The sequence below is a fragment of the Thalassospira sp. MBR-102 genome (assembly GCF_040549275.1).
Taxonomy (GTDB): domain Bacteria; phylum Pseudomonadota; class Alphaproteobacteria; order Rhodospirillales; family Thalassospiraceae; genus Thalassospira; species Thalassospira xiamenensis.
Genome location: NZ_JBEPTC010000003.1, coordinates 388,438 through 400,340 on the forward strand (window position 1 = coordinate 388,438; position 11,903 = coordinate 400,340).

The window sequence follows — 11,903 nt, forward strand, 5'->3', positions numbered from 1 at the left end:
ATAAAAACAGCCGCCTGTAATCCGGGCGGCTGTTTTGCATGGATCAGAACCAGACGGCGATCCGGATTACCGGGTCGCGTCGATATCAATACGAATGGTGACCTCATCACCAACCTGGCTGGTGTCGCTCCACTGGCCCTGCCCGACGCCGAAATCGGTACGCTTGATCACAAGCGTCCCTTCCGCATCGGCTTCGTTGCCTTCGATTTCAAGATTGAAGGGCAACACGACTTCCTTGGTCACGTCCCGGATCGTCAGATCGGCCAGTGCTTCATACTGGCCTGGGCCAACTTCCCGGAACGACTTGGTTTCAAACTTTGCTGTCGGCCACTGGGCGACATCAAACCAGTCTGCGGAAATGATCTGGCTGTCGCGATCGGCATTTTCGGTATCAACCGACGCGATATCGATCAGAACGCTAACCTTTGATCCGGCAAGATCATCCGGTGAAAATACGATCTCGGCGGTAAATTTATCGAACGCGCCCTCGAAATCCGCACCAAGCTGGGTGCCTGAAAATTTAATATCGCTGTCATCGGCTTTGACCTGCCATGTATCGGCGGCAAAGGCCGGTACCCAAACGGCAATCGCCGGCACAATCACCGAAGCCCGCAGAATATTTTTAAACAAAGACGTCATGATCAATTCCCTTTCCCCGTCCCCGGAAGCATCCGGCGGAGCGTCGCATCGCGATTGATAAAATGATGTTTGAAAGCCGCCGCCACATGCAGCCCGACAAGGCCGACAATCACCCAGGACAATATCCAGTGGGTAAAGCGAAGCTGTTCATAAAGCACCTTGTCCGGCCCGACCAGATCAGGAAGCGTGAACAGGCCAAACACACTGACCGAAAAATTCGCCGCCGACGACATCAACCACCCGCTAAGCGGCATGGCCAGCATCACGGCATAAAGCGCGAAATGCGCAAGCTTCGCGGCCTGTCGTTCCCATGCCTTTTCGCCCAGCCCTTCCGGTGTCTGTTCGGCCAGACGCCAGATGATGCGTAAAACCACCAGCAAAAGGATGGTCACACCAATCGATTTATGGCGCGAAATCCATGCCAGCTTTTCCAGTCCCAGCGGCAGAAGATCCATATACCAGCCAATCGCAAACATGGTGACAAACAGGATCGCAATCAGCCAGTGAAACCCCTTGGTCACCGGACCAAAGCCCGTTTGCGTACTGCGAAGCGCCATATGTGATCCTTTCTGATCAAAAACAGGCACACCGGCGGGGCCATCATCTGCCGCCGCCGGTGTGTCAGTATCATTATTTCTGTTTCAGGAACTCGGCCGAAATCTGAAGTTCGACTTCGTCGCTGACAGCCGGAACCAGATAGTTCATGCCATATTCCGAACGGGTCACCGTGCCGGTCGCGCCAAAGCCAAGAACATGATCACCGGTCATCGGGTGATCGCCTTCACCGGTCAGCGTCACGTCCAGAACCAGCGGCTTGGTCTGGCCCAAAAGGGTCAGATCGCCGGTGATGGTGGCGGTTTTGTCGCCAGTCATCTCAACCGAAGTGCTTTTGAACGTCGCGGTCGGGCTCTGTTCAACATTCAGGAAATCAGCGGTTTTCATGTGATTGTCGAGGCCCTCGACACCGCTATCGACCTGTGTCAGGTCAATCGAAATGGTGGCCGACGATGCTGCCGGGTTTTCACGGTCCAGGGTAAGTTCGCCGCTCGTGCCGCCAAAACGGCCCTGGAAGTTGGAAAAACCAAGATGGTTAACGATGAAAATCACGCTGGTATGCGTCGGATCAAGTTTGTAATTCTCGGCTGCCTGCACCGAAAAAGCCGCACCCGAAAGACCCGCCGCAATCGCCAGAACAAAACCGGCCTTTTTGATCGAAGTAAACATATGCACATCCCTTGTTTCAAAATCGTCCGACACACAATACCGCATCGCAACAAACTGAACAGAGAATGACACTTGACCTCCGCCGCCTCAAGTCGGGCAGTCCTCAACACTCATTTTCTCATATGGAAACAATCATCGGCGTTTCCGCCTTATTTTATCCAGAATGAGAACGGTCTTATATTGAAACTAAAATCACGGCACTTTGCCCGCAATTTCGCGCAACAACAGGCAAACGGCGCATCATCCACGCTGCGAATCCCCCGCATGACGTAACGTCAAACCGCTTGAAATCACGCCGTCACAAATCATCCCGTACAAACAATTGTGGCCGACACACTGTGCATCGGCCAGCATTGGGAAACAATTGATGCTCCGAAGGTTTTAGGGACACATGGCGCATCACGCATTCCCGGCGGCAAGATTATTGGGCCGGTGCCGGTTGCCCCTGTTCGGTGGCCCCGGTTCCCTGATCGCCTGCATCAATGCATTCCTTGACCCAAACGTCATAAACCGGGTGTTCAAGGGCTGACAGACCGGGGGTAGATGCAAACATCCAGCCGGAAAACAGTTGATCAACCGTGCCACTGGCATCTTCGCGCTGGTCCGAAATTTCAAGGAAACTGGCACTTTCCGGGCGCTCTTCCGGCGGCGTGCGATAACAGGCATCCACCCGGATCGAAAGCGTGCCGAATTTCGCCATCTGCCCGACCGGTACCTCGAATGTCGAAATACGCGCGGTGATTTTATCAAGCCCCTGAAGCTGGGCGATCTCGGCCGGGCGGTAATCCAGCGCAAAGGCAGACGTCATTGCCGCCACCGAAACAACCGCCCCAACAGCAGCACCAAACACTATCTTGGTTTTCATCAATAATCAGTCCTGATCGTCTGGCTTGCCATAGGGATTGTGCAGCTCTTCAACGACGCTGCGCATCACCTGGCGGAACTGTTCCTCGTCGCAGCCCATCAGCAACGCGTCTTCCATGGCGTCCTGCATCATGTCGCGCAGTTCGCCGAAATTCTCGTTCAGAACCTTGATTTTCTCCACACACGAAAGCGGCGCCCCTTTCGGGTCCTGCCATGTGGGGAAATTCTTGTTCATGCTCTCAGACTTGCTCATCAATTGGCTCCGCTGCCTTTCGATCTGCTCTGGATATCTGCCGAGAATATCGGTGTCGACATCGCTTCACGCAAGCTGCCCAAAGGATATTCCGGGAAACTGACCTGCAAAACCGGCAAAATCATGGCCGCCTTTACCGATCTGCCCTGTCTGCCTATTGCGGGCTTTCTTCCGATGAAGTGCTGCCCGCCTCATTATTGGCACCCCCACCGGAGCCACCACCAGCACCGCCACCGGACGAATAAATCACCTGCCCGATCAGTTCTTCCAGATTGACCGATCCTTGCGTGTATTCAATCTCGCCGCCCGGGGCCAGCATATCGATATCCCCGCCCGGCTCCAGCGATACAAACTTGCCGCCGAGCAAACCGTCCGATGCAATCTTGGCCGAACTGTCGGTCGGCAATTCGATATCCGAACGCACCGTCATCCTGACGACGGCCATATAGGTCTGCGGGTTCAGGTCCTGTGCCGTGACCGAACCAACCTTGACGCCCGAAATCCGCACATCGTTGCCAACCACCAAACCATCAACCCTGTTGAAGTTTGCCGAAAGTTCGTATCCGTCAACAGACTCGATGCCCGCCCGGGAATAGGAATAGGCCGCAAAGCCGACCGCCACTGCGATTACGGCTGCCCCGGCAAGGCTCTCGATCAGTCTGTTGCTCATGGATACGATCCGTCTGTGGTATCTTGTTGATCTGCATATTGTCTTGTGCGACCCGAAAAAACAACCGGGTCAATTACCATCAGGCAAAACACAGCAAAAACACAACCGGGCGCCAACATATTGTCGCGCCCGGATGCAGAATATACCGATCTTTGATCAGCCTTCCGGCGACCATGCCTGATAGTCACCGGTCGCTTTCGCACGCTTGCCACCGCTATATTCATGGCCTTTCGGGCGATAGGCATGCTTGGTCCCCGTCAGGTTCGGCAGATGTTCTTTCTGCCAGTCATAACGGTCTTCGGCCTTTTCCGACAGCGGCGCATCAACGGTGTAATGCAGCCATGCATGCCATTCAGCCGGAACCTTGGACCCCTCGGTAATACCTTTATAGATCACCCAGCGTTTCGCACGGCGACCATTGGCGGCTTTCTTTTCGGTGTAATAGATATTTCCAAAACGGTCTTCGCCGACGCGTTTGCCATACAGCGCGGTATAAATGCGGGTCCCGACGGTGGCCATGTGTGGTCTCTCTCCAGATCTGGTTCTTCCGCCTTCGGCGGCGCGCAGACAAAAGGCCCGTATATGCAAACCGGTTATGTGCAAACCGGTGTTTGCTGGCGGGTCTGATTTTGCGGCCTGTGTCCGGCGGTCAATAAGGACCTTATATGTCGTGATGTTAGCGCAAAGTCAATGTTTCAGACAGGCCATCATATCGCATTTCCCGCACACGGCCGCCCGAAACCACCACAGACACACAATATACACACAATATGGGGTATGACTCCGCGAAAACACCATCAAAACAACCCACAACCACTTGTGTATGCCCGACTCATTGCAACACAATCATCACGCCGCCTTGTCCACCTGTTTATCCACAGCATTTCAACGCGAACGGTTTGAAACATACCCTGCCCGGCTTGAAAATTCGCGCCGGACGGAAACAACGATTTTCACATAAATATCAAAATGTTATCGAACTTTTTCATGCTAACAAAACAGCAGGAACAAGATTGTTTGTGCTTGATGCTGGATTTCAAATCCAAACGGCGTTAGCTTGTTTTTGCCTTGTGGGGGTTCTCTCGTCCCGGCACAACATGTAGTCCGAGTCTTACGGGCTTGCCCTCGCTGCCGCCGCGGCAAAAGCGCAGTATTCCGCGGGCTTGCCGCGCGTTTAAACAATCTTAACGAGATTTTCCAAACATCAGATATGCGCGACGTCAATTGAAACACTACATCTAGTGATAAAAATTGATGTCAACCACAAAGTTTGGTGGACGAGCCCGAAATTTTCCCCTTATAGTCCTGCCCACGGACAGGACGGTTCCAAGGGGGGACAACCAAGGAACCACCACCACAGATTACCGAATTCCGTTCGCCCAATCATGGCCGTTTATAAGGGCCAGGGGGCAGCGTATGAGCGTTGAGCAAACTATATAATGTTCAGGCCGTGTTGGTGCTTATGCGCACGACATCAAGTCTGACCAAAACGGAGCAGACCATGCGGATCAGCAGAAAGTTCACCCAGGAAGGTGTCAGCCCCTACGCAGACATCGATTTTCGTAAGTCATCCTGCGTCATCAAAAACCCCGATGGATCGGTTGTTTTTGAAATGAAAGATATCGACGTCCCGTCCTCCTGGTCGCAGGTGGCAAGTGACGTCCTGGCGCAGAAATACTTCCGAAAGGCGGGTGTTCCGGTCGCGCTGAAACCGGTCAAGGAAAAGGACGTTCCGTCCTGGCTCTGGCGTCAGGCACCGGACAAGGCCAAGCTCGAAAAAATGCCGAAAGAAGGCCGCTATATCAGCGAAACCAGCGCCACCCAGGTCTTTGACCGCCTTGCGGGCACCTGGACCTATTGGGGCTGGAAAGGCGGCTATTTCGATGCCGAATCCGATGCCCAGGCTTTCTTCGATGAAATGCGCTATCAGCTCTCCCACCAGATGGGTGCGCCGAACTCGCCGCAATGGTTCAATACCGGTCTGCATTGGGCCTATGGCATTGATGGCCCGGCGCAGGGTCACTCCTATGTTGATTTCAAAACCGGCGAACTGACCAAATCGGCCAGCGCGTACGAACATCCGCAGCCCCATGCCTGCTTCATCCAGTCGGTTTCCGATGACCTCGTCAACGAGGGCGGCATCATGGATCTCTGGACCCGTGAAGCCCGCCTGTTCAAATTCGGTTCGGGCACCGGTTCGAACTTCTCGAACGTGCGCGGCGAAGGCGAAACGCTTTCCGGTGGCGGCCGTTCTTCCGGCCTCATGAGCTTCCTTAAAATCGGGGACCGTGCTGCTGGTGCGATCAAGTCGGGCGGCACCACGCGCCGTGCGGCCAAAATGGTCGTGGTGGATATCAACCACCCGGACATCGAAAACTATATCGACTGGAAAGTCGTCGAAGAACAGAAGGTCGCGGCCCTCGTCGCCGGTTCGAAACTGGCCGAAAAGCACCTGACCGACGTTCTGGCTGCCTGCACCAACTGGGACGGTGCCGCCGATTCCGAGGATCGCTTCCTGCCGCGTGCCAACCCGCAGCTCAAAGAAGCCGTGCTGGCCGCCCGTGCGGTGATGATCCCCGATAGCTATATCAACAAGATCATCGAATTCGCCCGTCAGGGCTTCACCGAAATCAGCTTCAAGACTTACGACACCGATTGGGACTCCGAGGCATACCTGACCGTTTCGGGTCAGAACTCGAACAACTCGGTTCGCGTCTCGAACGACTTCCTTCAGGCTGTTCTTGATAATGGCGACTGGGAACTGATCCGCCGTACCGATGGCAAGGTTCATAAAACCCTTGCCGCCCGCGAATTGTGGGACAAGGTCGGCGAAGCCGCATGGGCGTGCGCCGATCCGGGCATCCAGTACGACACCACCATCAACGAATGGCACACCTGCCCGAATTCGGGTCGCATCAATGCGTCCAACCCGTGCTCGGAATATATGTTCCTTGACGATACGGCCTGTAACCTGGCGTCGCTGAACCTGATGAATTTCCGTTCTGACGACGGTGGCGTTGACGTCGCGGCATATGAACATGCCGTGCGTCTCTGGACTGTTGTTCTGGAAATCTCGGTTCTGATGGCGCAGTTCCCGTCGGATCGTATCGCCGAACTGTCCTATCGTTACCGCACGCTTGGCCTTGGCTATGCCAATATTGGCGGCCTGCTGATGAGCATGGGCATCCCGTATGACAGCGACGAGGGCCGCGCAATCGGCGCATCGCTTACCGCGATCATGTGTGGCGTTTCCTATGCGACCTCGGCCGAAATGGCGTCCGAACTCGGTGCCTTCCCGGGCTATGCCGATAACGCCAAGGAAATGCTGCGTGTCATGCGCAACCACCGTCGTGCCGCGCACGGCGAACAGGAAGGCTACGAAGGTCTTTCGATCAATCCGGTGCCGCTGGTTGCCGCTGATTCTCCTTATGCCGAACTCCCGATTGCCGCACGTGCGGCTTGGGACAAGGCGCTGGAACTGGGCGAAAAGCACGGTTACCGCAACGCACAGACCACCGTTATCGCGCCGACCGGCACCATCGGTCTGGTCATGGATTGCGACACGACGGGGATCGAGCCGGACTTCGCGCTTGTGAAGTTCAAAAAGCTTGCCGGTGGCGGTTACTTCAAAATCATCAACCGCACCGTTCCGGTGGCACTCGCCACACTCGGCTATACCGAACGCCAGATCCGCGACATTGAAAAATACGCGGTCGGTCATGGCACCCTGGTGGGTTCGCCAACCATCACCCATGACGATCTCAAGGCCAAGGGCTTTGACGATGATGCGATTTCGAAAATCGAAGGCGCACTTGCCAACGCATTCGACATCAAATTCGTGTTTAACAAATACACCTTTGGCGAAGAATACTGCGTCAAGCAGCTTGGCCTTGATGCCAAGGCACTCAACAGCATGGACTTTGACATGCTGGCCGCCCTTGGCTTTGACAAAAAGCAGATCGAACTGGCAAACACCTATGTTTGCGGCGCGATGACGCTCGAACAGGCCCCGCATCTGCGGGACGAAGACCTGCCCGTTTTCGATTGCGCCAACCCGTGCGGCCGTATCGGCAAACGTTACCTGTCGGCTGAAAGCCACATCCGCATGATGGCCGCGGCACAGCCGTTCATCTCCGGTGCGATTTCGAAAACCATCAACATGCCGAACAATGCCTCGATCCAGGATTGCAAGGACGCCTATATGCTGTCCTGGCGTCTCTGCCTCAAGGCAAACGCACTCTATCGCGATGGCTCGAAACTCAGCCAGCCGCTGAACTCGGCCCTGGTCGAAGAAGACGATTACGCCGATCAGCCGACCGCTGCCAAGGCCGCCGCTGTTTCCGAACAGATCGTCGAAAAAATCATCGAACGCGTCATTCGTGGCGACCGTCGTTCCCTGCCGTCACGCCGCAAGGGGTATACCCAGAAGGCCACCGTCGGCGGACACAAGGTCTATCTGCGCACCGGTGAATACGAAGACGGCAAACTTGGCGAAATCTTCATCGACATGCACAAGGAAGGCGCTGCTTTCCGCTCACTGATGAACAACTTCGCGATTGCGGTTTCCATCGGCCTGCAATATGGCGTGCCGCTTGAAGAATATGTCGAAGCCTTCACCTTCACCCGCTTCGAGCCGTCCGGCATGGTTTCCGGGAACGACGCCATCAAAATGGCAACCTCGATCCTTGATTACATGTTCCGCGAACTGGCCATTTCCTATCTGGGCCGTAACGACCTCGCCCATGTCCAGCCGTCCGACGTTCTGCCGGACGCCGTTGGCAAGGGCGTGGCTGAGGGCGACCTTGGCGAGGAAGCCAAGGCCGAAGACCGCGCGATTGAAACCATCCGCAAGGTCGCATCCAGTGGCTTCGTGCGTCGCAACCTTTACGTTGTCGATGGCGGTGCCCCGGTCGAAGAACGCGTGGTGATGAAAGCCACCGGCACCGATCATGCCCACTCGCATGACCACAGCCATCAGGCCGAAACCGCTAGCATCGCAACCACCGCTGCCCCGACCAGCAGCGAAACCGCGATCCTGAACGCCAGCGAAGAAGTCATGTCGGCCACGGATGCCAAACTGGACCGCATCCGCGAAGCCCGCATGAAAGGCTACGAAGGCGACGGCTGCCCCGAATGCGGCAACTTCACCCTTGTACGCAACGGCACCTGCCTGAAATGTGACTCTTGCGGAAGCACCACGGGCTGCTCGTAAGCCGACCGGTACCCCCCAAATCTGATCTGATCAGCAAACCGGCCGGGATTATTTCCCGGCCGGTTTTGTTTTGATTATTCCTCTACTACCTCTCCACGCCCGGCTAACATCAAATAATCATAGGGACGTCCCCAAGATTCTGTTCCCCGACCGAAAACAACGCATGTTTTGACGTTCTCATTTCCCTCAAGGGCGTCTCCAGCTAAAGCCCCCATAGTACTCTTCGCATGATCACGAAGTTTTTCAGGGAACAAATGAAATATTATGTGGGCCTTACGCTCTTCTGGAGGAGTAATTTGAAGGGAGTTTAGATGCAATGGATCTCGATATTTTTTTCGAACCATAGACCGAAGTTTATCCAAAGACCTTTCAATTGCTTTTTGCTCTGCCGGGTCTGCACACGAAAGTAGATGCAAGCCTACCGTAGTCCAGCCAGGAGGTTTTCTATCAATTAGAGATTTAATAATACTCCGAAACAAAGGCCGCATTTCCGGTTTAGGTTTTTCGCGTCGGATACCAGCTTCCCTGCCCATGAAAAATTGATCAATTGGCTCCGACATTCCACTGAGAACCAAATTCTTATTTTCTTCACCAAAGATAACGTTGTTGAACCCAGTCAAAAGATATAGCCCAAGAAAATCAAGCTCGTCTCCCAACAGGCTTAAAGAGCTTTGGAAATGTGAGCGTTCGTTTAAGTAGTGGAGAAATAAAATCGGATTATCGAGTACTTCTTCGACACAACTCAGGTCCGAAAGCAGAAATGTCGGAGCTAGTTTATGATCATTGTCTAACCAGCCAACCTTCTTAAACTCCGATTCAGCAGAGCTAAGCAGGGAGAGATCATCTAACGTCACGGAAATCCTGATAACCCGATCAATCTTTGATGGATCAATACGTAACTCTTCCATAATTCGAAGAGAATCCTGATTTCCTTCTTTGGCATCCCAAATTAGTTTTTCAAGGCGCTCTGATTGGAGCGAGGGATCTATCACCATTTCGTTTATGTGGCGCCTTACTCTATCAGGGGCACCTCGAAGTCCCTCAGCGGTAAGACGATGAGACTTTGCCTCTGCAATAAGAACCGTCTTATCAATAACCACCAACAAATCAGTTTCGTATTCGGTATCCCCAAGACGCCATTTGACACTAGGACGGATTTCCGCGTCCGGAAGAGCTTTCCGAAATAGAGCCTCAACTTTTTGCTCAAGAAAAGTCGATCTCAGAGCCGAAAATTTCTGCTTAATGTTTGCTCCACTCACCAATCGGTCAAGGATACGATTAATATGACTAAACACAGCTTGCGGCAGTGCCGAAAAATAAGCCCCATCAAATTTTACAAACGGCTTATCCCATACTGGGTTTCCTAAGAAAAAGAATTCTGGATTATTTCCTACAAGTGCACCTAAAGGAAGCGACAGTTCGTCTAAAACAGCCTCAACCAGCTCTTTCGGTTTATTTGTTCTGGTTGCTATTTCATCTGCAGTGAATGTTGCCAAACCTGCCAACCGAAGATCAAAATGAGCCATAATTAAGCTCATCAACTGAATTTTTGTAATATCCTGCGGCAAACTGGCTAGCGAAACTGCGGAATCCCCTTCAATGTCCGGGACTAACTTGTAATACATTTTAAGCATTTCCCGGGGATTCCTCGCACGAAGAACCTTACCAATTACTTCCCAGTGCAGACTTTGCCTCTGCTGATATTCATCTACGACCGATTTTGCGACCTCGACGAAATCAGTTCCTCCAAAGCCATAGTGCTTTTTCAAATCTTCATCAATGGGAGCAAGTAGATCATTTACAAGGGATACCACTTGCCCAAAATATCCCCAATTGCGAACCATTTGCGTGTGAAGACGAACTCGCTCTTGCAAAGAAATCACTAGCAATTCTGTTTTATCTTCAACACGTTCCGCGTCTAAAAAACGCTGAAATAGGAATGTCTGGCCAACTTTGGGAAGACCGTCGAAGACAACTTGCATCACGCCTGGCGTTAAAATACTAGGATCGAGTTCATCTTCCGGAACAGCAAGAAAGATAGCTTGCATCAGTTCCACATGATGTTGATCAATCTCGATAGATTTTTTTGCAGGTGCCTTAATTCCCTTACTTGAGGCAAAAAAGCTGAGCCCGTAGTGTGACAGTGATGCAATTATTCCAAAACCATCACTACTTCTCAGTTTTTCCTTCATCAAATCAAAATATTTAGGAAAATCTGCCACTCCGGCAGCTGCATTCTCCAATAAATGCGCCTTAAATTCAGCACGTTTATCTGGGTCAATTAAAAATTGGTTATATTGAACCTTTAAGTCGTGGGCACTAGAAGTAACAACCTCGTCACCATTAAGATTCTTTTTCATTGCTCAATACCCACCAAATTTATAGCAGTGGTAAAATAGCATTAACCATCAAAAGTAGAAATTTCTAACTTATCCCCGTAAAAATCGAACGGTATAATAGAAAAATGTTCTCTGTTAGTTCGGACACCGCCCTTGTCGTCCTTGACGTGCAAAAGGCCATCGACGATCCGAAATGGGCGTCAAAAAACAATCCCGGCTATGTCGATAAAATCGTCGATCTGCTGGCTGGTTTTCGCGCAGCCAGCCTTCCGGTGATCCATATCCGTCATGACGAACCCAATCCCGCCTCGACCTATCACACCGATGGGCCGGGCAACGCGATCAAACCCGAAGTCGCCCCGCTGGCCGACGAACCGGTGATTGCCAAAAACGTCAATTGCGCCTTCATCGCCACCGATCTTGAAAAATACCTGCGCGATCATGGCATTACCCGCCTGATCTTTACCGGTGTTGTCATTCACAATTCGATGGATGCCTCGATCCGGGTCGCGCACTGTCTGGGCTTTGATGTCATCCTGCCGCTCGATGCCACCACCGCGATTGATGTCACCGATGCCAAGGGTATCCGTCACGATGCGCAAACCGTGTTTGACCTGTTTGCCGCGGTTCTGGGATCGGAATATTGCGCGCTTTCGACGACGGATGACGTGATCGCCGCCCTGCCCGCATAACGACAGTGCG

General features: G+C 52.9%; 10 protein-coding genes. 2 read left to right on the forward strand and 8 right to left on the reverse strand.

The annotated features are described in order from the left end of the window. Positions 1–66 precede the first annotated feature (66 nt). The 7 genes from ABIE64_RS08400 to ABIE64_RS08430 form a co-directional block, all read right to left on the reverse strand. The gene (locus ABIE64_RS08400) at positions 67–639 is read right to left on the reverse strand and encodes a YceI family protein (protein WP_341363792.1); all 573 of its coding nucleotides are present in this window, start codon (positions 637–639) and stop codon (positions 67–69) included. 2 nt (positions 640–641) lie between these two features. Then, positions 642–1,196: a cytochrome b gene (locus ABIE64_RS08405; protein ID WP_114094290.1), complete on the reverse strand. Its 555-nt coding sequence runs from the start codon at positions 1,194–1,196 to the stop codon at positions 642–644. Positions 1,197–1,269: 73 nt separating this feature from the next. Then, positions 1,270–1,863, reverse strand: a complete 594-nt coding sequence (locus ABIE64_RS08410) for a YceI family protein (RefSeq protein WP_037991693.1) — start codon at positions 1,861–1,863, stop codon at positions 1,270–1,272. A gap of 421 nt (positions 1,864–2,284) precedes the next feature. Beyond that, positions 2,285–2,728 (reverse strand): DUF2155 domain-containing protein, encoded by a 444-nt coding sequence (locus tag ABIE64_RS08415; protein WP_071241428.1) that lies wholly within the window; start codon positions 2,726–2,728, stop codon positions 2,285–2,287. A 6-nt stretch (positions 2,729–2,734) separates the two neighbouring features. After that, positions 2,735–2,980 carry a hypothetical protein gene (locus ABIE64_RS08420; protein WP_007091962.1) on the reverse strand — a complete coding sequence of 82 codons (246 nt, stop codon included), beginning with the start codon at positions 2,978–2,980 and terminating at the stop codon, positions 2,735–2,737. 154 nt (positions 2,981–3,134) lie between these two features. Then, positions 3,135–3,650, reverse strand: a complete 516-nt coding sequence (gene mlaD / locus ABIE64_RS08425; protein ID WP_037991687.1) for an outer membrane lipid asymmetry maintenance protein MlaD — start codon at positions 3,648–3,650, stop codon at positions 3,135–3,137. A gap of 156 nt (positions 3,651–3,806) precedes the next feature. Further along, the gene (locus ABIE64_RS08430) at positions 3,807–4,169 is read right to left on the reverse strand and encodes an NADH:ubiquinone oxidoreductase subunit NDUFA12 (RefSeq protein ID WP_341363790.1); all 363 of its coding nucleotides are present in this window, start codon (positions 4,167–4,169) and stop codon (positions 3,807–3,809) included. A 982-nt stretch (positions 4,170–5,151) separates the two neighbouring features. Between ABIE64_RS08430 and ABIE64_RS08435 the strand changes: the two genes are divergently transcribed. Beyond that, positions 5,152–8,862: a vitamin B12-dependent ribonucleotide reductase gene (locus ABIE64_RS08435; protein WP_354377120.1), complete on the forward strand. Its 3,711-nt coding sequence runs from the start codon at positions 5,152–5,154 to the stop codon at positions 8,860–8,862. 74 nt (positions 8,863–8,936) lie between these two features. Here ABIE64_RS08435 and ABIE64_RS08440 read toward each other — a convergent pair whose 3' ends face one another. After that, positions 8,937–11,222 (reverse strand): hypothetical protein, encoded by a 2,286-nt coding sequence (locus ABIE64_RS08440; RefSeq protein WP_354377121.1) that lies wholly within the window; start codon positions 11,220–11,222, stop codon positions 8,937–8,939. A 104-nt stretch (positions 11,223–11,326) separates the two neighbouring features. Between ABIE64_RS08440 and ABIE64_RS08445 the strand changes: the two genes are divergently transcribed. Beyond that, the gene (locus ABIE64_RS08445) at positions 11,327–11,893 is read left to right on the forward strand and encodes an isochorismatase family protein (protein ID WP_354377122.1); all 567 of its coding nucleotides are present in this window, start codon (positions 11,327–11,329) and stop codon (positions 11,891–11,893) included. Positions 11,894–11,903 lie beyond the last annotated feature (10 nt).